Source organism: Kitasatospora sp. NPDC004531 (assembly GCF_053602195.1).
This window is the reverse complement of the sequence record NZ_JBSGDD010000026.1, coordinates 36,450-57,823: the sequence shown is the minus strand read 5'-3', so window position 1 is coordinate 57,823 and position 21,374 is coordinate 36,450. Positions and strand designations below refer to the sequence as shown.

The 21,374-nt window shown below is 72.5% G+C and carries 18 protein-coding genes and 2 pseudogenes; 13 read left to right on the top strand and 7 right to left on the bottom strand.

All coding sequences use genetic code 11. The annotated features are described in order from the left end of the window. Window positions 1-72 precede the first annotated feature (72 nt). The 3 genes and pseudogenes from ACWEMJ_RS13935 to ACWEMJ_RS13925 all read left to right on the top strand — a co-directional run bounded on the left by ACWEMJ_RS13935 (window position 73) and on the right by ACWEMJ_RS13925 (window position 3,407). Window positions 73-1,410: a (5-formylfuran-3-yl)methyl phosphate synthase gene (locus ACWEMJ_RS13935; protein WP_452137248.1), complete on the top strand. Its 1,338-nt coding sequence runs from the start codon at window positions 73-75 to the stop codon at window positions 1,408-1,410. A 247-nt stretch (window positions 1,411-1,657) separates the two neighbouring features. After that, window positions 1,658-2,023, top strand: coding sequence for an SHOCT domain-containing protein (locus tag ACWEMJ_RS13930; protein ID WP_452137247.1), 366 nt, complete (start codon window positions 1,658-1,660; stop codon window positions 2,021-2,023). A gap of 104 nt (window positions 2,024-2,127) precedes the next feature. Next, window positions 2,128-3,407, top strand: a pseudogene (locus tag ACWEMJ_RS13925) (DUF2254 domain-containing protein). A 49-nt stretch (window positions 3,408-3,456) separates the two neighbouring features. Here the strand turns inward: ACWEMJ_RS13925 and ACWEMJ_RS13920 are convergent. After that, window positions 3,457-4,119 (bottom strand): hypothetical protein, encoded by a 663-nt coding sequence (locus tag ACWEMJ_RS13920; RefSeq protein ID WP_452137246.1) that lies wholly within the window; start codon window positions 4,117-4,119, stop codon window positions 3,457-3,459. Window positions 4,120-4,133: 14 nt separating this feature from the next. Next, a complete protein-coding gene (locus ACWEMJ_RS13915; protein WP_452137266.1) occupies window positions 4,134-5,366 on the bottom strand; it encodes a 2-isopropylmalate synthase in 1,233 nt (410 codons plus the stop codon). A gap of 478 nt (window positions 5,367-5,844) precedes the next feature. On the opposite strand from ACWEMJ_RS13915, the gene ACWEMJ_RS13910 reads away from it, so the two are divergent. The 4 genes from ACWEMJ_RS13910 to ACWEMJ_RS13895 all read left to right on the top strand — a co-directional run bounded on the left by ACWEMJ_RS13910 (window position 5,845) and on the right by ACWEMJ_RS13895 (window position 8,991). Next, entirely contained in the window at window positions 5,845-6,711 is an 867-nt protein-coding gene (locus tag ACWEMJ_RS13910) for an L-threonylcarbamoyladenylate synthase (RefSeq protein ID WP_452137245.1), read from the top strand. A gap of 394 nt (window positions 6,712-7,105) precedes the next feature. Next, complete coding sequence (locus tag ACWEMJ_RS13905) at window positions 7,106-7,426, top strand: hypothetical protein (protein ID WP_452137244.1); 321 nt, start codon at window positions 7,106-7,108, stop codon at window positions 7,424-7,426. A gap of 96 nt (window positions 7,427-7,522) precedes the next feature. Further along, window positions 7,523-8,455 carry a class I SAM-dependent methyltransferase gene (locus ACWEMJ_RS13900; protein ID WP_452137243.1) on the top strand — a complete coding sequence of 311 codons (933 nt, stop codon included), beginning with the start codon at window positions 7,523-7,525 and terminating at the stop codon, window positions 8,453-8,455. Beyond that, window positions 8,452-8,991, top strand: a complete 540-nt coding sequence (locus ACWEMJ_RS13895; RefSeq protein ID WP_452137242.1) for a hypothetical protein — start codon at window positions 8,452-8,454, stop codon at window positions 8,989-8,991. The genes ACWEMJ_RS13900 and ACWEMJ_RS13895 overlap by 4 nt, the downstream gene beginning before the upstream one ends. Window positions 8,992-9,093: 102 nt before the next feature. On the opposite strand, the gene ACWEMJ_RS13890 is transcribed toward ACWEMJ_RS13895, so the two are convergent. Beyond that, window positions 9,094-9,978: an NAD(P)-dependent oxidoreductase gene (locus ACWEMJ_RS13890; protein ID WP_452137241.1), complete on the bottom strand. Its 885-nt coding sequence runs from the start codon at window positions 9,976-9,978 to the stop codon at window positions 9,094-9,096. A gap of 49 nt (window positions 9,979-10,027) precedes the next feature. Here ACWEMJ_RS13890 and ACWEMJ_RS13885 point away from each other — a divergent pair, with 49 nt between their 5' ends. Then, entirely contained in the window at window positions 10,028-10,438 is a 411-nt protein-coding gene (locus ACWEMJ_RS13885; protein WP_452137240.1) for a MerR family transcriptional regulator, read from the top strand. Window positions 10,439-10,600: 162 nt separating this feature from the next. Here the strand turns inward: ACWEMJ_RS13885 and ACWEMJ_RS13880 are convergent, their stop codons facing one another. After that, the gene (locus ACWEMJ_RS13880; protein WP_452137239.1) at window positions 10,601-10,789 is read right to left on the bottom strand and encodes a hypothetical protein; all 189 of its coding nucleotides are present in this window, start codon (window positions 10,787-10,789) and stop codon (window positions 10,601-10,603) included. A 438-nt stretch (window positions 10,790-11,227) separates the two neighbouring features. Here ACWEMJ_RS13880 and istB point away from each other — a divergent pair. Further along, window positions 11,228-12,016: pseudogene (gene istB, locus ACWEMJ_RS13875) on the top strand (IS21-like element helper ATPase IstB); the annotation flags it as partial. A 40-nt stretch (window positions 12,017-12,056) separates the two neighbouring features. Here the strand turns inward: istB and ACWEMJ_RS13870 are convergent. From ACWEMJ_RS13870 to ACWEMJ_RS13860, 3 genes are all read right to left on the bottom strand, one after another. Beyond that, window positions 12,057-12,443: a DUF6193 family natural product biosynthesis protein gene (locus ACWEMJ_RS13870; protein WP_452137238.1), complete on the bottom strand. Its 387-nt coding sequence runs from the start codon at window positions 12,441-12,443 to the stop codon at window positions 12,057-12,059. A 740-nt stretch (window positions 12,444-13,183) separates the two neighbouring features. Next, the gene (locus ACWEMJ_RS13865; RefSeq protein WP_452137237.1) at window positions 13,184-13,426 is read right to left on the bottom strand and encodes a hypothetical protein; all 243 of its coding nucleotides are present in this window, start codon (window positions 13,424-13,426) and stop codon (window positions 13,184-13,186) included. Window positions 13,427-13,593: 167 nt separating this feature from the next. Then, the gene (locus ACWEMJ_RS13860) at window positions 13,594-14,448 is read right to left on the bottom strand and encodes a hypothetical protein (RefSeq protein ID WP_452137236.1); all 855 of its coding nucleotides are present in this window, start codon (window positions 14,446-14,448) and stop codon (window positions 13,594-13,596) included. A gap of 291 nt (window positions 14,449-14,739) precedes the next feature. On the opposite strand from ACWEMJ_RS13860, the gene ACWEMJ_RS13855 reads away from it, so the two are divergent. The 4 genes from ACWEMJ_RS13855 (at window position 14,740) to ACWEMJ_RS13840 (ending at window position 21,239) form a co-directional block, all read left to right on the top strand. Further along, window positions 14,740-15,366, top strand: coding sequence for a DNA-binding protein (locus ACWEMJ_RS13855; RefSeq protein ID WP_452137235.1), 627 nt, complete (start codon window positions 14,740-14,742; stop codon window positions 15,364-15,366). A 7-nt stretch (window positions 15,367-15,373) separates the two neighbouring features. Further along, window positions 15,374-17,977 carry a hypothetical protein gene (locus tag ACWEMJ_RS13850; protein ID WP_452137234.1) on the top strand — a complete coding sequence of 868 codons (2,604 nt, stop codon included), beginning with the start codon at window positions 15,374-15,376 and terminating at the stop codon, window positions 17,975-17,977. Then, window positions 17,974-18,672: a helix-turn-helix domain containing protein gene (locus ACWEMJ_RS13845; RefSeq protein WP_452137233.1), complete on the top strand. Its 699-nt coding sequence runs from the start codon at window positions 17,974-17,976 to the stop codon at window positions 18,670-18,672. The genes ACWEMJ_RS13850 and ACWEMJ_RS13845 overlap by 4 nt, the downstream gene beginning before the upstream one ends. A 467-nt stretch (window positions 18,673-19,139) precedes the next feature. Continuing rightward, on the top strand, window positions 19,140-21,239 hold the full coding sequence (locus ACWEMJ_RS13840) for an ATP-dependent nuclease (protein WP_452137232.1): 2,100 nt from the start codon (window positions 19,140-19,142) through the stop codon (window positions 21,237-21,239). The last annotated feature ends 135 nt before the right edge of the window (window positions 21,240-21,374 follow it).

Genomic DNA, 21,374 nt, shown 5'->3' with positions numbered 1-21,374 from the left:
TCTGCCCGTCAGTGAGATCGCTCCGGAGGGTGGGGAAGACGCGTGCGCAGCGGGATCGGTGGGGACCGACGGGTGCTGGTCAGTGTGTTCGGGCCGCAGGAGGCCCGTGAGGCGGTGCTCGGCGGAGCGCGGATCATCGACAGCGAGGACCCGCGCAGCGCGCTCGGCACGATCAAGCCCCGCCGGATCATGGACATCGCCGATGCCGTCCTCGCCGCCCGTCGGGACCTGCCCGTCCAACTGAGCACCAACATCGGTGAGGACCAACTCCTGCACCGGCGTGCCGTGAACGGGCTCGCGGTCGCCAAGTCCCAGTACGAGAGGGTCGGCAAGGCCGCCCAGGCGGCACTCGGCGTGGCCGTCTCGATGGGCACCCGGGTCCATCCCTGTCCGATCGTGAAAGTCGGGCTCGACGGTATGGGCGTCGACCAGCTCACCGACGTCCTCGCGGAGATCACCGCGACCCTGCGGCGTGCCGACGGCCTCGGGCAGACCCGGGTCATGTCCGTGCTGTTCGCCCAGGACCTGGACCTGTGGGACGCCCGCAAAACCCTGCCGCAGGTCCGCCGGGCCCTGGTGGGTCTGCGCGAGTACGACCCGGCGACGCCCGATGCACCGGGCGCGTTCGACCTGGTGGAACACGCGGACGCCCTGCTCGGCGACGACGGACGCCCGCTCTTCCCCGAGCACCGTCCCGACGAGGCCGAGCTGAAGGCCTGCGGCGCGCTGCCGGCCGCGGCGCGCGGCACCCACGTCACCGTCAGCGAGCCTTTCGCGCACGCCGATCACGGCCTGACCCGGCGCCGCCGCACGGACACCGAGGCGATCCGCACCATGGTCGAGGCCAGTGCCACCGCCGGGGCGGACGCCATCATGATCGACACCAGCATCCTGCTGAAGGTCGCCCGGATCGGCCTGATCTCGACCGCGGGCAGCGAAGAACTCGTCGACCTGGACGCCCACGACACCGACGCGCACGGCCTGCCCCGCACCGGCATCCTGTCCCTGGAGGAGATCCGCTTCTTCGTCGACCTGTGCCATGCCCGCGGTTTGGAGGCCAACCTCGCCGGCTCCGTCCAGAGCCACCAGGCCCAGCAGATCTGGCGCTTGGTCCCCGACCTCGACCAGCTCTCCGCGCGCGGCGGCGTCGTCGCCCTCGCCCACGACCCCCTCCGAGGCACTGGCGCCGCCACCCGCCACGACCGCGTGGTGCGCCGCGCCCTGGTCTCCGGGATCACCCCACCCGAGCAGGGCGGCCACCTGGTCGTGCCCGAGCACATGACGCACTCGCCGAAGTTCCGGGCCGACCTGGACGAGCTGCTCACCCGCCACCCCGACCTGGAGGTCCGCGTCGCAGACCAGTACGGCGTCCTGGCGGCCCTGGACAGCGCCGACCCGCAGAACCACTGACGGGCCGCAGGTCCGGCGGCCGGGGTTGTTCAGCCCGGCCGCACACACCGGTACCAGTGGGGCACCTGCCGGCTCCCCGTGACGCGACGCAGGTGGACCACTGCGCAGACTCCACCCGGTCGGCCCGCCGGGCGTGTGACCTCCCTGGTGGCGGGTTAGACCGGTGCTGACTGCGTCCGCATGTGGGACGCCGGAAGCCTGGGAGCCAGCTGGGTCCGACTACCCGCTGCTCAACCTGTTCTGGACGATGCTGGAGTTCTTCCTCTGGATCCTGTGGTTCTTCCTGCTCTTCAAGGTCCTCTCGGACGTCTTCCGCAGCCACGACATGGGTGGATGGGGCAAGGCCGGCTGGATCGTCTTCGTGATCCTGCTCCCCTTCCTCGTCGTGCTGGTCTACGTGATCGTCCGCGGCAGGTCCATGGGCGAACGCGACATCGCGCAGGCCCGGCAAGCCGATGCGGCGTTCAAGCAGTACGTCCGCGAGGCGGCCGGAACCCCGGACAGCGGGGCAGCGAGCCACGTGGACGAGCTCGCCAAACTGTCGGAACTGAAGAACAGCGGCGCGCTGACCGATGAGGAGTTCCAGCGAGCGAAGGCAAAGCTGCTCGCTTGAGCCATCTCGCAGCGCAGCTGGCTCCCACGACCGCGGGCGGGCCCGGCACGAAACGGCGGCGGCGCCCGAGGCCACAGCGCCCGGGGTGGTCCGCCGCCATCGCCGTGGTCGTGCTCGGCGTGGTCCTGGGGCTGGTGCTGCCCCGGCTGGAGTTCGGCCGCCACCCGTCCGGCGCGCTGAACTACGACTCCGGCACCGCCCAGGCCACGCTCGGGGCCATCGCCGCCGGAATGATCACCCTCACCGGGTTCGTGTTCACCGCGATCACCTTGGTGATCCAGACCATCCAGGGCATGTCACCGCGCCTGTTCGCGGCACTGGCCTACTTCGGCCGGTTCCCCAGCCTGTTCGGGATCTTCGTGGCGACGTTCATGTACGCGCTGGTGGTGCTGAGCCAGGTCACCTCCGACGACGTACCCCGGCTGTCCGTGACCGTCGCGGTCGCGCTGACCGTGCTGAGCTCGGTACTGTTCCTGCGCCTGCTGGTGACGCTCCGTTCGGCGACCACCCCCGGCGGCCTCGCACGCGCGGTCAGCAGCCAACTCAGAGACGTGATCGAGCGGACCTACCCGGTGGGCCCCGACGCCGCGCACCCCGGCCCCGAGCGCGCCACCGTCGCGGACGCCGGCCCGGTCACACTGGTGCGGCACTCGGGCGCGCCGGGAGTACTGCAGGAACTCGACCTGTACCGGCTGCGCCGGCTCGCGCAGTCCCAGGACGTGCTGATCCGCTTCCTCCCGGCAGTCGGCGACTTCCTGGCGACGGGGCCCCGTTGGCGACCGTCCACGGCCGGGCGCCTGCCGGGATCAAGGCGGCAGTGGACCGCCTGGTGCTGCTCGGCCCGGACCGGACCATCGAGCAGGACCCTGCCTACGGTGTGCGGCTGATCGTGGACATCGCGATCCGGGCGCTGTCGCCGGCGGTCAACGATCCGACCACGGCGGTGCAGAGCCTGGACCAGTTGGACGACGTCCTCCAGCGCCTGGCGCCGCGACCGCTCGGCCCCGGCGTGGTCGCCGACGCGGCGGGGCGGGCCCGGATCACGTACCCCGCGCTGCAGTGGGAGGCGCTGCTGAGTCTGGCTCTGGACGAGATCATCGGCTGCGGCGCGGGATCGCTCCAGGTGGTGCGGCGTGTTCGGGCGCTGCTGCTGGATCTGCTGCCCCTGTGTCCGCCGACCAGGCAGGAGCTGGTACGCGACTACCTCGACCAGCTCGACCGCCTGACCGCGTCCGAGTTCCCCGACCCGCTGCACCGCGGCCGCGCCGAGCGCGCCGACCGTCAAGGACTCGGCTCCCCGAGCAGTTGGACAGCAGGCCCCTGGCCCGCCACCTCCGACCCGCCCTCGCAGTCGGGCGGCCCACGCCGGCCGGACCCCGGCTGACCCCCTGTCATCCGCAGGGTTCCGGGGCCGATGACGGAGGCCTTGGGTTTCAGCGGGCTGTCGTCTCGCGGAGGTGTTCCAGGTAGCGGTTCGGGTCGCTGCCGTGGGCCCGGTCCTGGGCTCCGTGGCGGATGTGGGCCAGGTCCCCGTCGGGGGTGATGCGCAGCATGGTGGTGGCGGCGTGGGGCGTGTCGGTGTGGCGCAGGGTGTCGGCGTCGGTGACGGGGGTTTCGGGTCCGAACATGGCGGTTGCCTGGCGGGCGGTGGCGGCCGGGGGGTGTCCGGTGCGGTTGGCGCTGCTGACGTACAGGAGCGGGAAGCGGTCGAGCAACGGGGTGAGGGGTTGCCAGCGGGCGCCGTAGAGGAGGAGGTGCCCGTCGCGCAGGGCGGGGGTGGTCCAGGCCGGTGGCGGTGTGTGGGTGCGTACGGGGACGAGGAGGGTGACCAGGTGGTCGCGCAGCAGGGTGGTCGCGGTGCGCCGGGCGGTCGGTGTCAGGTCCAGGTGGGTGGTGAGGTCGGTCCAGGTGGTGTCGTCGTGGACCCACAGGGCGACTTCCTGGCCGGCGGGGCGGCCTTTGGCGTTGTTGACGGCTTGGGGGGTGGTGGCGGTGACGACGTAGGTGAGGGGGCTGGGGTTGGGCAGGACGGCGGCTCGTCCGGCGGTCAGGGCGTGGGCGGCGGCGGTGGTGTGAAGCGGGGCGGTGGCCGGCATGGGGGCGGGTCCGTTCAGGATCGGGGTGTGGTGGCGGTGAGGCCGTCGAGGTAGGCGGCGAAGTCGGCGTCGGCGATGACGGCTTGGTTCAGGCGGTAGGCGCGGTCCTTGACCCAGGCCAGGGCGGTGCTGGTCTGGGCCGGGTCGAGTCGGTGGCCGAGTCGCTCGGCGACCGCGTTCAGCACGCGCCGGCTGGCGAGGTGGGTGAGGACCACGGTCGGGGCCAGCCCGAGGTGGTGTTGGGGGTCGTAGGGCTGGAAGGTCTGCGGGTGGGTGAAGGGGGTTCCGGTGGAGATGGTGGCGACGCCGGTTCCCACGACAGGGGTGGTGACGGTGAGCGGGACTCCGGTCTCTGCGGACACCATCCGCGCGATCGTCGGAAGCCGGGTCAGGTCCGGCTGCGTCCACCACGGTTCGCAGCCGGCGCCGAGGACCTGCTCGGCCTTGGCACGGTCGTGTGCGAGCAGGAAGAGCAACTGCTCGGTGGCGGTCATGCCGCTGCGCTCGGCCATGCCCAGCCACGAGCACGCCGCCACCCGTACCCCGCTCTCCAAGGCGGCCAGGGTGTTGGCCAGCCCCAGGCCCAGGTCGTTGTGCAGGTGCGAGACCAGGACCGCCTCGGGCCCCGCGCCGGCCGCGACCCGCTGGAACAGGTCCCGGGTCTGGCCGGGCAGCAGGTCGCCGACCGTGTCGGCCAGCACGATCGTCCCCGCCCCCTGGGCCGTCATCGCCCCGGCGTACTCGGCCACCAGGCCGTGGTCCGCGCGGGGCACGTCGGCCAGGCACACGTCCACCGCGATCCCGTCCGCCAGGCCCACCGCTTCCTTCACCACGTCCAGACCCTGGCGCAGGGCCTCTCGGGCGCCGCTGTGCACCAGGGCCTGGGCGGTCGCGTCGGAGGCGGCCACGATCACCATGACCCGGGCGTGCGCCGCACCCCGCACCGCGCTCAGCGCCAGCCGCACGTCCGCCACCGTGCCCCGGCAGATCGCGGACGGGCTCACCGAGCCCTGCGCCTCCAGCGCGACCTGCCGCGTCGCCTCGAACTCCTGCCCGCACACGGAGGGGAAGCCGGCCGCGAACACCACGTGCCGGGGCCCGTCCGCTCCGAACACCGCCCCCTGCTCGCGGGCCAGCCGGACCCGGAAGCCGGCACTCATCAAGGTCTTGGCCTGCGCACCGTCGCGCGCCGACTCCTCGAAGAACACGACCCGCCCGGCCCCGGCCGACTCCCGCACCACGTCCACTGACGACAACGCCTCAACCCCTGTCCTGGCACGGCACCCTGCGCACCGCGATAATTCGAGACCGACACGGGCGGATCGTAGACCCCATCCGGGCCGCCGACGTTGACACGGCAGCCCCTGCCCAGTGCATGACGGCAGTGCCCCGACGCAGCGGCACTCGCCCGGTCGGCTTCCGGTCACGTGTCGACCAGGTACGCGGGCGCCTCGCCGAGCAGCGCGATGGCCGACACAACGCGGGGCCCGGCCGCTGCGGGTGTCCTACGGTCATCTCCCGATTTGTCAAGGGCGGTGGTGGACTGACACGTCGTCATGGAACGATCCACTGCGAGTCGGCCGCATCCGGGGTCAGCGCTACGAGCATGACCGGGGCGGTCGCCTCGTCCTTCATCACCTTCCGCGGTGCCCGGCCAGGGCCGGGCATCGCACGGCCTGCAATGGCGTCGGGGCCCCGGGCCCCGCTGCGGAAGAGGAGTACCTGGTGGCCAGTTCGCACCGGAGCACGATCGGCCGATCGGCCCCCCTCACCGATCCGGAAGGCATCAAGGCCGCAGCCGAAGTCCTTGCCGAGGGCGGCGTGGTGGCTCACGGGTTCGCGAACATGTACGCCCTCACCGCGCGCCCGGACCGCGCCACGGTCGGCCGGGTGAACCTCATGAAGGGCCGGCCGGCCGACCAGGTGGGCAGCATCACGACGACCCCTTCCCGGATCCCGTCGGTCTTCGACTGGTCCAGGCTCCCCTCTGGGCTGACGCACCGTAAGTTACTTGGCCTCATCGACGCCCTCTACGTGCTCGGGCCGTTCGGCTTCCGCGGTCCGGCGGCGGCCCATGTCCCCGACCACCTCACTCAGGCCGATGCAGGGGTCCGTACGACCCAGGTGATTGCTCCCGGATACGCCTGCCCCTCCAACGCCTTCCTCGCCAAGGCGCTCGCCGCCACCGGGGAGGACTTCCTCTACGTCACCTCTGCCAACCGCTCCCGGAAGCTGACCGGCGCCTGGGAGGAGCCGGCGCACTGGCGCGCCGCCGCGCTCAAGGCCGAGTTCGACGGCGAACCGGGCATCACCTTCCTGGAACACGCGGACGAGGAAGCCGCGCGGCGCGGCTACCCGTGCCATGCCCCGATGTCCACCACCGTCCTGGCGTTCCACAAGACCGACGGAAGAGACGACGACGGCCGCGTGCGGCTGGTCGTCGAACGGCACGGCTCCCTGCCCGTCGAACTCCTCGCGCCGGCCGTGGCCGCCCTCGGTTACGGCCTCAGCCTGTCGCCGGGCGCGGCCCGCAGGCTGTCACAGCGCTCCTACGATGACGGTGTCCGGGTCGGCGACGGACACCTCGGCTGAGCTGACACCGAGGCACTTCGCCCCGTGCCGGTGGTTTCGGTGAGCACGGGGCGGCCGTCCGCCGGGGTCGTCCGGTTGTGTCCTCGGCAACTGGCCGGCGCCAGGTAGGAAGAGGCGCTCGGTTGGCAGCAGTCTTTGCTGCCCGAGTTCCCAAGCGGCAGCGGATTGCCGACCGGCTCGCCCGATCGCATGCGTCAGCGGGCCGGCCTTCGCATTCGGCCTGCCCGCTGGGCCCGGGCTGTCCACGCGGAGATGCTGGCCGACCTGTACGCGCGCAGAGTCGTCTACCAGCGCGCCACCGAACCGCTGCGCAGTGAGCACCAGCCGGCGTGGGAGCTGGGGATGACCGACTGCATCGTGGTCAGCCGCGTCTTCACCAACCGCCAGTGGGCGCTTGGCCTGCCCGCGCGGGCCCTCGGGTCCGAACGAGCTGGTCGCCGTCCTCATCGCCGTCGCCGACCCGCTGACTCCCAAGAGAGGAATACAACGCATCAGGAATAACTACTCTCCGCCGGTAGAGGAGATCGAGTTCTCCGTCCGCCCCGAGCACGTCCTCGACGGGGCGGGGGTGGCCTCCGTGCTGCGGTTCCTGGTGGAGGTGGCGACGGCCGGCCGACGACCGGCCCTGCTGACCGGCGAGACCGTCCGGTACGACCCGAGGATGCTGACGCTGATCTCCCACGACCCCGCCACCGGCCTCACCGCCCACATCTGAAGGGCGTCGTGGACGTGCGCTGTCGCACGGTCACCGCCCGCCCGCCGGCCGGCCCGGCGGTGGGGCCGCGGTGGTGCGGTCGCTAGGGTGCGCGGTGTGTCTGTGCTCGAGATTTCCGATCTGATCACCGCGGTCGACCCGGTCACGGGTGGGCGGCTGCCGGTACGGCGTGCCGAGGTCGTGGCGCGGCTGCGCGCGCACGGCGACGGGTGGGCCGCCAGGATCGTGGCGGGGCTGCCCGTGGACGGGGACGGGATCCTCGACGCGGCCGCGGTGGACCGGCTGCTGATCGGCGTGCACACCGAGATGCAGCGGCTGAACGAGGAACTGCGCATCGGTGAACGCCTCGTCCACCTGCTCGGTCCGCTGTTCACCGCGATCCGGGCCTCGGGCGCGCCGGGTCCGTACCGCCTGGTCGACGTCGGCTGCGGGCTGGGCTACCTGGTCCGCCGGCTCGCGGCCACCGGCGCCTTGGGCGCGGACGTCGAGCTGCTGGGCGTCGATCTGGACGCGGCGCTGGTCGGCGAGGCCGGGCGACTGGCCCGGGCGGAGGAGCTGAACTGCCGCTTCGTCCACGGCGACGCGTTCGCGTTGCCGGAGGCCGCCACCGTGTACGTGTCGACCGGCGTACTGCACCACTTCCCGGAGCCGGCACTGGCGGGCTTCTTCGCCACGCAGGGGGCCTCCTCGGCGCTGGCGTTCTGCCACTACGACATCGCCGCGACGGGCCTCGCCCCCGTCGGGGCGTGGATGTTCCACCGCGCCCGGATGCGCCACCCGCTGGGCCGGCACGACGGCGTCGCCTCCGCGCGGCGGGCCCACGGCGACGAGGTCCTGCTGCGGGCGGCCGCGGCGTCGGGAATGCGACCGCTGCTCTACGAGCCCCGGCGGGTCGCCAACCCGTTCTGCACGACGCTGCGGCCGGTGCTGGGCGTGCGCCCGCACCTGGAGGCGCCGCTGCGCCGGGCGCTGGGCCGTTCCTCCCGCCGGCTGCTGGGGGCCGAGCAGTTCGTGCGGGTCGCGTCGTGACGCCCGCGCTGCCGCTGCTGGTGCTCGGGCTCGTCGATGCGGCGTTCAGCGGTTTCCGGGCCTGTGCGGGCCGCGACGCCCGTATCCGCAAGCGCCGGGTCAACGCGCGTGCCGCGCTGCGCGGGCTGGCCGTCGGGGCGGTCCTGCTGGCGGCGCCCGCGGTGGTCGCGGTCGTGTGTCTGCTCACCGCCGCCGATCCGCGGCGTGCCCTTGCCGAGCTGAGCGCCGGCGGCCGGGGCTATCTGCTGCCGCTGGCCCTGTACGCGGCCGTGGTCCTCCTGTCGCTCGCGGCCTACCTGCTGCTGCCGTTCCGGGCGAGCACCCTCGCCATGGTCGTCGGGCTCGGTCCGCTGACCCTGCTGCGGCCGCTCGTCGTCGCCGCCGCGTGCCTCGGCGCGTTCCTCAACGGGGGCGGCCGGTCCTCCGTCCTGATCGGCGCGGTGGCGGGCGCGGCGGTGCTGTCCGTCGGCCCCCTCGTCCACCGCCTGTGGTACCGCCCCGCCCTCGCCGCGCCGGCCGCCACCACCGGGCGCTGAGGGCGCTCGCGTCACCGTGCCGCCTGCGTTCGGCCGTCCCGGCGGCCCGCGTCGTTCGGCCGCACGGTGGCGTCGCGGGCCGAACGGCGCGGCCGGGTCCGGTCAGTCGTGGCGGGGCGTGCCGAACTCCTCGATCAGCACGGGGTACTGCTCGGCGCCGTGTCCGGCGGCGATCGCCCGGTCGGCCATGGACTTGAGGAGCTTCGGCAGGTCGGTGTTGACCCCTGCTGCCTCGCTCTCGTCGAGCAGGTGCTCCATCGCCCGTGCGTCGGTCTCCAGGGCCGACACCTCGGCGGGGAAGGATCCGCTGTCGATCTGCTCGGCGTACCCGGGCAGCCACTCGGCGACCTCGGCGGCGATCCGCCGTGCGAACGGTGCGTAGGTCGCGGCGTCGACGCCGGCGGTCCTGAGCATGGCGGTGCCGTGGAGCCACGCGTTCAGGACGCTCCACATCATGGCCAGGCCGGCCACGTCGTACAGCGACGCCAGCCCGTGGTCCGCGCCCAGGTAGGAGAGGGTGCCGAGGGCGCCGAGCGTCGACTCGTGCGCCTGGAAGTCCGCCTGCGGCCCGCTGTGCAGGATCACCGCGTCGGCGGTGCCGACGGCCGGCGGAACGGCCATGACGGCGCCGTCCAGGTAGCGGGCGCCGCGCTGCTCGGCCCACCGGGCGGCCTCCCTGGCCTGGGCCGAGCTCCCCGAGGTCAGGTTGATCAGCGTCGTGCCCTCCAGGTCGACGTCGTCCGCCCCGAGCAGCTCGTACACGGCGGGGTAGTCGGTGACGCAGATGATCGCCGGCGAGCCCGCCCTGAGCGCGTCGCCCACGCTCGGGGCCAGCCGGGCACCGTCGGCCACCAGCCGGTCGGCCTTGGAGGGCGTGCGGTTCCACACGGTGGTGGGATGGCCGGCCTTCAGGAACGCGCCGGCGAGTGCCCGGCCCATCAGGCCGAGTCCGATGATCGTCACGGGTGTTTCGGTGCTGTGGTTCATGGCAGCATCGTCAACGTTGATACCGGTGTGAAGGTCAAGCGAGGTCGCGGTGCGGATCGGGGAGCTGAGTCGTCGGACGGGAGTGCGCACTCACCAGTTGCGCTACTACGGGGCCCAGGGGCTGCTGGAGGCGGTCCGCGGTGCCAACGGCTACCGCGAGTACGACGAGGAGGCCGTCCTGCGGGTGAAGCAGATCCGGCACCTGCTCGGCGCCGGCCTGTCCTCCGAGGACATCGCCCACCTGCTGCCGTGCGCGCTCGGAGAGGCCCCGGAGCTGGCCGGATGCCCCGAGCTGCTGGCCGCCATGCGGTCACGCCTGCGGCAACTGGACGACCGGATGGCCGACCTCGCCCGGTCCCGCGACGCTCTTGCCGCGTACATCGACGCCGCCGAGCGAACGGGCAGCGCGACCTACCCGCCCTGCGACGGCCCCGGCCGGGAAGCCGCCCCCGCCGTGTAGCTGTGGTGGGTGGGTCGTCGGGTGGGTCGTGGGCGGGGGCTGCGATGGGTGGCCGGGCCGGGAAGCGGTCCGGTCGCCCGTGGGTCGGCTGCGATCCGCCCCGCGCGGGGCCGGTTCGGCGCGCCCTCGGCTTTCGGGAGGGGCCTCGGGTGGCCGGCGGGGTCACTGGGCGCGGGAGGCGTCGGTGGTGGTCCGGTCGAGGGTGTTGCCGTCGGCGTTGTCGGTCACCTCCGCGCGGGGAGGAGCCGGTTCCTTGCTGCCTATGTCGCTGTTGCTTGCCCGGGTCGGGCGGGTGGTCGCTTCGCCGGGTGGGGTGTGTGCGGTGCGGTTGGTCTTGACCGTGGTTGTCACTCAGTTGCGGCGGTATCGATGGTGGCGGCTGTTCTGTCGGCCTTTGGGTTGAGCAGGACCGGGTTGTGCATGTGGGTGTGTGGTGTTGATGGTGTTGCTCGTCGTGGTGTGGGGTGGGGCCGTCTCTTGTCGGGGTGCTGTGCCCTGGGCGCGGTTCCTTGCCGGGTTGGCTGTGCGCCGTGCCTGATCGGTGTGGTGCCCTGGTCGTGTCCGTTGCCGGTGGGTGGTGTGCGGTCGTGGTGGGCCGGTTGTGCCGGTTTCTGGGGTGCGGTGCTTCGGTCGGGGCGGGCCCCGGGTCGCCGAGCAGGCCGGCCGCTGAGCGGGGCGGCGTCTGGCCCGGTTTCCGCCCGACACGTGGCCGCTGCCCTCGGTGGCCCATTACGACCAGTTGCTGCGACACCGCCGACCGGGCCGTCCCGCCCCTTGAAGGAGAATGCCGTGACCTTTCACCGCCGGCGGGGAATCACCGAGCAGGCCGCCACCGCCGCCATCGTCCAGGCCTGCCGGGTGCTGAGGCTTCCCACCGTCCGATCCCAGTTCCCCGAACTCGCCGAAAGCGCCGCCCGCGAGCGGATGTCCTACCTCGGCTTCCTCGCCGAGCTGCTGATGGCCGAGTGCGACGACCGGGCCCGGCGCCGGTCGGAACGGCGGATCAAGGCCGCCGGCTTCCCCCGGGACAAGTCCTCGCGGAAGTTCGACGTCGATGCGAACCCGAACATCGACCCGGCGACGATCCACACCCTCGCGACCTGCGAGTGGATCAAGAAGAGTCTGCCGCTCTGCCTGATCGGCGACTCCGGCACCGGCAAGTCGCACCTGCTGATCGCGCTCGGCACCGAGGCCGCGATGGCCGGGTTCAGGGTCAAGTACGTGCCGGCCACCGAGCTCGTCAACGAGCTGGTCGAGGCCGCGGACGAGAAGCAGCCGGCCAAGACCATCGCCCGCTACGGCCGCGTCGACCTGCTCTGCGTCGATGAGCTGGGCTACATGGAACTCGACCGGCGGGGAGCCGAGTTGCTCTTCCGGGTGCTGACCGGGCGCGAGGAGAAGAACAGCGTCGCCATCGCCTCGAACGAGTCGTTCGCCGGCTGGACCAAGACCTTCACCGACCCCCGGCTCTGCGCGGCTATCGTCGACCGCCTCACCTTCAACGGCACCATCATCGAGACCGGCACCGACTCCTACCGACTCGCCGGCACCCGCGCCCGGCAGGAACAGACCGCAAGCCGACCACCGCCCCCGGAGCTCCAGGAAGCACCTTCGGGGCCTAGCCTCTATCGGCCCCCGCGGAGGAGACCTGGTCCTCCATCAGACGAACCATGCATGCCAACGCAGCTGCCGGGTCAGTGGTCTCCAGCGCCGCATGGTCCGGTCCCCATGGATGCGTCATCACGACAAAACCACTGGTCGACGCAGCGATCGCCGGGAACGGCTCCACGGAGTAGTCACGGAAGTCGCCCGTCGCCGACACATGCAGCTCGTTCATGCTGGTCCACACGAACATCCTCCGCAGCACCGGCTCCTCCGCCGCCAGCTGCAGCACGGCCCACACTCCAGGACTGGCCCAGTCCCCAGGTTGATGCGGCGGTCGCCAGGCCTCCAACGCCCCCTGCCACGTCCTGTCGCACTCGCTGTCCCTGCCTGAGGTCACCATGCCCCGACCATCGAGCCGAGCCTTGCCGGCTGTCAACGCCGGGCACTGCAGGAGATCAGCGGCATACGCGAGTGCTCTCGGTTCCCACCGATAATCGACCCGCCATCAACGGCCAACCGCTGCCAGAACCCACCAACAGTCGTTCTTGGTCCTCACCTACGCAGCCAGCGCGGCCGCCCACGCTGAAACCGCCCGTCACGACCAGTGCTGTGACGCCGACGAAGTGCTCGTCACCGAGTCACCGGCCACCATCGCGGCGGCCGGGGACTCGAGGTCAGCTGCGCCCCGTGTTCCGTGTCCCGGCCCACATTGATTCGCTGGGAGCCGTTCGAGGACTTCTCCGCCCTTGCGCCGGGGGACGCCCGGGTCGTGACGGATGCTCGGACGAGTACCACGACCGACCGCCCCTGTTCCGGCCCGGCGCCACCGTGCTGCACCGCGACATCCACGATGGGCGGGTGCGGTGCGCCCGGCCGCACCGCGTGGTCGCCGACACCGGCCACGTGCTGATCTTGGCCTGCTGGTCCGGGATCGAGGGCCTCGCCCCGACGACCTGGACCACCGCCTGGGCGCCAGCGACGACGCCGTCCGCAAGCAGGGCCTGGACGATCTCGCCGCCGGCACCTGGACGCTCGGCCCCAACCGCTGGGAGCGCACGGCACTCCTGTCCCACTATCTGGCGGGGAGTGGTTCTCGATCCACGCGTTCCAGGACGCCGGCACCGCCGCGCCGATCCCCGGCTACCGGTCGAGTGCCGGGCCGAGGTAGTCCTCGTCATGGGCGTTGAGGCGGCCAATGCGCTCGGCCCCGTCCCAGCGGGCCCGAGGGAGCGGGCGGTCGCGGTGCGGGCCCGGCTCCGTCTCGGGCGGCACCGGGGTGGTCGCGACGGCGGGGACGTGGACCAGGCCGTCGCCGTCGACCTGGACGCGCTCGGCCAGCACCGCCAGCCCCTGCTCCGCGCTTACCCCCGGTCCCTCCGCCAACGCCCGCAGGCGGCGGCCCCGCCTTGCCCGGGCCGGTGCCGACGACTTGCCGGATGCGCGCTGGGCCGTGCCCTCCGCCGCGTGTCGGCACTGGCAGGCTCGATCGGCCACTGGAAGGGCCGAAGGGACTGAGGGCGTGGCCGAGGTCGTCGGGTGGGGTGGGCGCTTTAGTCGTCCTTGTCCGCCTGCTGGCCGCATCCGGGAACGGGTGTGGTGGGGCCGAGATCTTGCCATGCGACTGTTGTCACGTGTCCCTTGTCGGCTGCGTCATTGGGGTAGGGGAACGACTTGGGGATCTGGCGGCTCAGCGAGGTGGGAGACTTGAACCAGTGGATCCCGTCGGCGTCCTGGAAGTCGATGCTGAACTCCGGGATGGCGAGTCCGGTGTCCAACATCTTGGTACCGGGGAAGTCGTTCATTGTGCCCTTGGGAGCGGCCTTCAACCGGTCGAGACTGATCGCGATTTCGGTGCACGGCATGAACGTGAACTGGTGTACCACCACATATCGGTCGCCATTGGGCTCGTCGATGTCGATCTGGATGATGAGCTGGGCGTCGTAGAACGTCTCCTGCGACCGGTTCGCGATGTGGATCTCCGAGGGGCCCCTGTCCTTGTCCTTTTGCGACCAGAGGGCGACCTTCGAGGCGTTCTTGCTCTCCTCGTTCCTCATCTGCTGGTTGATCTGGTCGACCTGGGCCTGCGCGACCCGGGCGGCGTAGAAGGTGCTGATCCCACTCGCTACGAGGCCGACACCCGCGAGCACGGCCGCCGCGATGGCCGCCCGCGCGGCGACCAGCGCCGCCCTGTCGGACACGGACGCCGTGGTCTGCCCGTCGGCCGGGCCGTCGGGTGCGTCGCCGCTCGGCCCCCCGCCTGCCTGTCCGGTGCCGCTCTGTTCCTCCGTCGCCGTTGGACTCCCGCTCTGTGCGGATTCGGTCCTCTGTCTGCCGACCGCGCCAGCGGGCGCGTCGCCGCTCGGCTGCCCGACCGTCTCTGCGGTGTCGACCTGTTCTGCAGTCACTGCTCGACTCCCTCTCCCGTCAGTGCCGACGACATTAGGGGCTGGGGGCGCCCTGTATGCCTCGAACGGTCTGCTGCCCGGTGGACGTGATCGAACGGCGGTGATGTGCGGCCGGTGAGACCTGCGCTGCCCTGCCGGGCTGCCGACCGCGGCAGCGGGGGGTCGGCGACAGGCCAGCGCGTCATGCTTGTGCGACGTACTGGAAAGGCGTGGATGGTGTCGGTGGGGCGGCGTAGAGTCCCCCTGGCGTTTCAAGTTAAATGAATAGGCGTGGAGGTTGTGGGTGTGTTCGTGACGACCGGTCAAGCCGGCACGGCGCTGGGGTGCTCGATCCCGACGGTGAAGAAGCTGATGGCCACCGGCGTGGTCCCCGGCGTGCGCGAGAGCGGCCGGCAGGTGTTCCCGCTGGCCGCGCTCCAGCAGTTGCAGGCCCGGCCCGCCGCCGACCTGACCGTGCTCGGCGCGGCCGAGGTGGCGGTGCTGCGTTCGGACGCCCCGACCCGGGTCGACGAGCCGGACCGTGAGTGGATCGGCTTCGGCACCGGCCTGGACCGGGCGCAGATGCTGGCCGCGCTGTCCGGCTGGTGGCGGTGCGACCCGGCCCGGGTCGCGGCCGGCACCGTTCTCCCAGTGACGGTCGCCGGGTTCGTCATCGCGGTCCTGACCGGGCTGAGCGAGTGGGAGTCCGACGGCACTGCCGGCACCGCGGGCCGGTACCGCTTCCCGAAGGCTCGCCTGGCCGGCTATCTGACCGACCTCACCGCCCCCGCCAACGCCGCCGACCCGGCCGAGCCCGAGGACGCCCGCCTGGCGGGCCTGCTGCTCGGCACCCGCCTGGCGTCGGTGTCCGGCGGCCCGATCGCCTACGTCCCCACCCGCCCGGCCGCCGCCGGCCAGCCCGCCGCCGAGGGGGAGTGACCTGCTGATGGACCGGAAGTCGTACACCGCCGAGCTCGCCGGTCTGCGCGAGCTGCGCGGCGAGATCACGGCCGCGGAGAAGCAGGTCGCCGCCGCGCAGAAGGAGCTCGACAAGCTCAACCAGCGGCGTGCGCGCCGGGTGGCCGGGCTGGCGGGGTACGAGGGCGCCCGGGCGGCGGCGGTCGCGAAGGCCTCCGGGTTGTCGGTCGGCGACGTGGTGCGGATCGCCCCGCTGCTTGACCCGACCCCGGCCGCCGTCCGCACGGCCCCTGCCGACGATCGGGCCGCCGCCGCGCCCGCCCCGGCGTCCGCCCCCGTCCTGGCGGCAGTGCCGGTCGACGGGCCCGCGGGCGCGGTCGCCCCGGCGCTGACCCGCCCCGCCGCCGCGCCCGGTCAGGACCCGGCCGTTCTGACGGCCGGGGTGTCGTGCGCCGAGGAGGACCGGGCTGTCGAGCAGCCCGCCGCACCGCACACGGCCGGACGGGCCGCCGGGGACACGGAACCCGGCGAACAGGCCGCCTCGGACCGCCCCACTGCGTCGATCCCGCCCGCCACCGGGCAGCCCACAGCCGCCCCGCCCGCCCTGGCCTCTCGGCCCGCCCCGGTGCCCGTGGCCGCGCCGGCGGTTGCGGTCGCTCCGGCGCTGACCCGCCCGGCCTCCGTGCTCGAGCAGCCGGCCCCGGCCGCCCCGGTGACCGAGGCACCGGCCGAGGCCGAGGACCGGACGGTCGCCGGGCAGCTCACCCCCGCCGCTCCGGCAGTCGGCGAGCAGCCCCCGGCCGTTCCGGTGGCCGAGGTGTCGTCCGTGACCGGGGGCCAGGTCGTCGGGCGTCCCGTCCCGGCCGTGCCGGCTGCTGCGCAGGGCGAGCCGGCTGTCCCGGTCGCTGCGGGGCCGCGTCCGGTGGTCGAGTCCGGGCCGCGTGAGCTTCCCGCGCTCCCCTTGGGCCTGGTGGGTGCCCGGTTCGAGGCGGTGACGACGGGGCTGGTGTCGAGGCGTCCGAACTTCGTCCAGCAGGCCCGTTCGACGGTGTTCCTGGACGCGGCGTGCGGGGACCTGGCGGTGCGTGACCGCGTGGTGCGCCTGGACCTCGGCGCCCGTACCCCGGGGGAGATCCTGGACGCGGTGCTGGCCGTCGCGCCGGGCACGGAGCGCGTCTACATCACCGCCGGGGCCCCGTGGCACGACGGCGCCGAGCGGTACTCCACGCTCAAGGACGCGGTCGCGGCCTGGCTGAACACCCCCTCCGAGCGGTGGACCACCGCTGTCGGCTCCGGCCGGGACAAGCTGGCCGGTCATTTCGTGCACCAGCGCCAGCCGGTCGGCCGCTACGCCCCGGCCGCTTCCCCGGACGGGCCGGTCACGGAGATCCGGTCGATGGGGGAGTGGTTCGATGCGGACGGCGCGGACGTCGTGACGTGCCGTCAGGCGTTCACGCTGCTGTGGCAGGCGCTGCGCCGGCACTGGGACGACGCCGTCCTGATGGGCTCCCCGTCGCAGACCGGCCGTGACCTGTGGTCGCGGACCATTCCGACCACCGGCAAATGGGCCGGCGGCTACCCGGTGCTGTCGGAGGAGCTGCGGGGGCTGCTGCACGCGACCGGCGGCCAGGGCCGCACCGAGCTGGTCCTGCCCCCGCGCGTCCCGGAGCGGCTGCCCGCCCTGGTGGAGTACGACCGCACGTTCGCCTACGCCAAGCACCTGTGGAAGTCCCCGGTCGGCGTGCCGCGCCGGATCACCGCGGCCGCGTTCGCCGCGATGACCGGGGCGGAGCAGGTCAAGGCGCTGATGTCCTGCTCGCACTGGAACGTGCGCGTCACCGTCCCGGCCGGCTGGAACCACGTCGGGCTGCTGCCCGCGCCGGTGACGGGTGACCGGGCCTGGGTCTACCCCTCGGCGCCGGGGGAGACCTTCGTGACGTGGGCGGGCGGAGCGGAGGTCCACCTGGCCCTTTCGAACCACCTGATGCCGTGGAAGGTCGAGATCCTGGGCGGCCTGCTGTTCGAGGACGGCAAGCCGCTGGACGAGTGGGGCAAGCGGTTGAAGGCCGCGTGGGCGGACCTGACGAACCTGTCCCGCATCCACGCCGACGAGCGGCAGCGGCAGGCGGCCTATCTCGCCTCCCGCGCGGTGCGCTCGGTGCTGCTGTTCGGCCTGGGCGGGTTCGCGCAGCGCCCGCGCCTGGTCTCCGGCACCACCCCGATCGGGGAGGCGCTGCCGGCCGGGGTGGAGATCCTCGGGCAGGACGAGGCGGTGGTGACCTGGCAGCGGCAGGCCGGCTTCTCCCGCGACCCCAACGCGCACCCGGAGTGGGCGGCGTACGTGTGGTCGGGGGCGCGGGCGGCGCTGCTGGACATGAAGTACCGGCAGGGCAAGGAGGTCGTCGGCCATGCCGGCGCCCTGCACGCGAAGCCGGGGACGGTCGTGTACTTCGGCACGGACGGCATCGCCCTGACCGAGCGCCAGCCCTGGCCGTACCGCGGCGAGCCGGGCGACTACCTCCTCAAGGGCCACTTGACCGGCCCGGTGCCTCACCCGACCAGCCAGGAGGAGTACCTGAAGCTGCGCGCCCTGGGCCGCGCCGAACTCGCCGAGAAGGGAGTTGACCAGTGAGCCCGGCCGACCCGGACCAGCCGAACGAGGCCGCCCGCCTCACCCAGGAGCTGCTCGACCAGGGCTACACCAAGCGCCAGGTCGCCAGGATCCTCGGCCGCGACGCCAGCCTGGTCTCGCAGTTCTTCACCAAGGGCAAGGGCGCGAGCATGGTCGGTGCGCTGCGCCAGCTGGTCCGCGCGGTGCGCGGCGGCGAGCGCGACGAGGAAGCACTGGTCGGGATCGCCGAGGCGAACACCACCCGCCGCCGGACCAGGACCGGGCAGAGGGCCCGGGTCCGCGGCAAGGACACCGTCGGCGAGGCGGGCGGGTCGATGGCCGGCCGCGCGGGCAAGCAGGCCATCCGCTCCGGCGCTTCCCACCTCGCGCCGGTGGTGCACGCCACCGGCCAGGCCGGCGGCCGCCTCGCCTTCACCGTCCGCATGAAGGCCGACCAGTACGTCCACTCGGCCGGGTCGGAGAAGGACTCCGGTGGCATCCGCCGCGGCTTCGTCCCCCGCTCCGACGGCACCGAGGAGCGCACCTACGGCTCCGCCTCCACCGGCGGGTTCGACGCCGCCGAGTGGTCCCAGCGCGTCGCCGACCACCACGGCGACGTCACCGAGGCCATGAAGGAATGGCTGGTGGAGACCGGCCGCGCCGTCGAGGACGCCGACATCGCCTACCTCGAAGTCCGCGGCTGGGTTCCCGAGTAACGCCGCCAACGGCCGGCAGCCGGGCCGCACAGACCGAGACCGGCACCATGTGCCCCTTGCTGCCCGGGCCGGCAGCCGGTTCGGCCGGTGACCCAGGCAGCAACAGCGCGGCCCGGGCCGGCAGCAGAGCGAGAGCGGCGAAGCCGAAGAACGCGGCCGCCACCGCCTCCACGAGCGACTCCGCACCGACCAGTGCACCGGCCGACATGTCTGCAGCCGCCGCCGGGAACCGCACAGTCACGCGAACACCCGGCCACAGGCGGGCAGCCTCGGAGAACTCCACAAGCGCCGCCGCACCCACGCCGGCCGCAGCAGCCCCACAGCCCGCTGCCCGCCCCGTGATCAGCCCAGCACCGGGTGCGAGTGCAACGATCACAGAGCCCCCGTGGACGGCAACAGCCCGGCGATGTGGACGCGCGGCCTGCCCGCCCCTCCGAGCCGTTCCGTGGCCGGCGCCGGAGCGCCCGATGGCAGACATCGGCGGCGATCGCCACCTCCGGCCGGCGTCCGAGAACCCGAAGATCACGCCGCATCACGGCTGGGAACAGACACGGCGGTCGGAGCCCGCCGAAAGGTTGCCCCACCGTCCGGTGGCTTCCGGTCCTTCGCTGCCGCGGCACGGGCGCCGTGCCGATGAGCCTACGATGGTCACCTGCGACGGAGGCGGCGTCAGGAGCCCTGTGTCGCAGGCTGGTTGCTGCCTGCGACACGGCACGGCGGCAGGGGAGAGCGGAGCGGCTGCAACTGTGCACCTGAAGGACTTCTCCGTCAGCGGGTTCCGCTCGCTGACGCTGGTCGAGAACATCCCCGTCAGCGCGCCGACCATCCTGGCCGGCCACAACGACGGCGGGAAGAGCGCAGTGCTCGCTGCCCTCGACTTCCTCCTCGGCGGATACCGGCCGGTCGAACAGGACCGGACCTACACCAACCCGCCGACAGACGCCGCCGCTCCGGCCCGCTGCGCCTCGACCTGGGCCGAAGGCCGCTTCGCCCTGGACGCCGCCGAGCAGGCGATGGGCTTCCCGGCCGAGTTGAGGATCCGGCGCCGGGTGGAGGGCGACAGCGCGCCCGTGCTCGAGTACTGGGCCCAGCTCCCGAGCGACCCAAGGCTGCGTGATCTCGACTCGCTGCTCGTACCCGCTCTCAGGGAGCTGGCGGAGACCTTCGGACTGCAGGTCGGGGGGAAAGGGCTCAAGGCCGACCTGCAGGCGGCGCTCGCCGCACACGCGGCGCGGTCTCCGCAGGTGGCCGAATGGACCACCCTGCCCAAGCAGTTGGCGCGGCGGCTGCCGAGGCTGCTGTCGTTCAGCGGGAAGGACGAGAGCCCGGACCGGGCCATCCACACAGCACTGGCCGGCAGCTACCAGGCCCATCTGGCAGACGACGGCCTGCAGGGCCGCCTGCGGACGATCGAGACCGAGGTCACCGACCTGGTCAAGGGCGACGCCGCCGACCTGTGCGCGCACATCAAGGCCCACTGCCCGGACCTCGTGGAGGTCTCCGTCGAACCGGAGGTTTCCTTCTCCCACGGCTTCAAGCACGCGCACCTGCACATCTCCCGCGCCCACGGCGAGCGGGTCGACCTCTCCAGGTCCGGTCGCGGCAGCAACCGTCGGATCGCCCTCGCCGTCTGGGAGTGGACCAGCAAACTCCTGGAAGAGCCCCGACCGGACGAGGACGACATGCCGCCCGTCCAGACGATCGTCGTCTACGACGAGCCCGACACCCACCTGGACTACACCCACCAGCGGACCGTGATGGACCTCATCCGCCGCCAGTGCGCGACGGAAGCCGTCAAGGTCGTCGTGGCCACCCACTCGATGAACCTCATCGACGGCGTGGACATCGCCGACGTCGTCCACCTGCGCCTGGAAACGGGCCGCACCGTCGTCGAGCGCCTCGCAGACGACACGCACGAGGGCATCGACCTGCACCTCGGGAAGATCGCCTCCGCACTCGGCCTGCGCAACTCCGTCCTGCTCCACGAGCGCTGCTTCCTCGCCGTCGAGGGAGCCACCGAACAGCAGGCCATCCCGGTGCTCTTCCGCCTCTCGCAGGGGCTGTCCCTGCAAGCGGCCGGCATCGCCCTGTGGGCCTGCAACAACAACGAAGGCGCCCTCCACCTCGCCCGCTACCTCGCCGCCCAGCGCCGCACCGTGATGCTGCTGGTCGACGCCGACAGCCGCAACGTCGCCAAGTTCTTCAAGGACGACCGGCTGCGCCACTACGGCCTCGATCCCGCGACGCAGGTGTCCTTCGTCGGCGAGGCCGAGAACTTCAACGAACTCGAGGAACTCTTCGACGACGGGCTGTGGGCCCGAGTGGCCAACCGCAAGTGGCCGCGCCATGAGGGCGAGCAGCCCTGGGAGGCCGCGGACTTCAAGGCCCACCGCGGTGGCCGGAAATTCAGCAAGGACATTCTGGACATGATTAAGGAGAAGGGAAGCAAGAGCCCGGACGGTAAACCCGAAATGGTCTACGAGTTGGCCACGTCCCTTGACTCCGCTTTCGAGGTGCCGTCGCAGTTGAGGGCGGTATTCGTGGCATTGCGCGCAAGTGCGGGCTGATCATTCCCGGACAACGCGTCCTGCTGCAGCCGGGCGGCGCGCCGTGCCTTCATCCGGGCCTTGCGCTGCTCAACGGTCGGGGAGGCCCAGGCATGCCAGCCCACCTCCTCCACCCACTGCCGTGCGTGGACCCGC

What these genes read in the sequence shown, in the direction of transcription:
- ACWEMJ_RS13840 (WP_452137232.1), top strand. Translation starts at nt 19,140, where the DNA reads ATGGCAGACATCGGCGGCGATCGCCACCTCCGGCCGGCGTCCGAGAAC.
- ACWEMJ_RS13870 (WP_452137238.1), bottom strand. Translation starts at nt 12,443, where the DNA reads ATGGTGACCTCAGGCAGGGACAGCGAGTGCGACAGGACGTGGCAGGGG.
- ACWEMJ_RS13920 (WP_452137246.1), bottom strand. Translation starts at nt 4,119, where the DNA reads ATGCCGGCCACCGCCCCGCTTCACACCACCGCCGCCGCCCACGCCCTG.
- ACWEMJ_RS13850 (WP_452137234.1), top strand. Translation starts at nt 15,374, where the DNA reads ATGGACCGGAAGTCGTACACCGCCGAGCTCGCCGGTCTGCGCGAGCTG.
- ACWEMJ_RS13890 (WP_452137241.1), bottom strand. Translation starts at nt 9,978, where the DNA reads ATGAACCACAGCACCGAAACACCCGTGACGATCATCGGACTCGGCCTG.
- ACWEMJ_RS13930 (WP_452137247.1), top strand. Translation starts at nt 1,658, where the DNA reads ATGCTGGAGTTCTTCCTCTGGATCCTGTGGTTCTTCCTGCTCTTCAAG.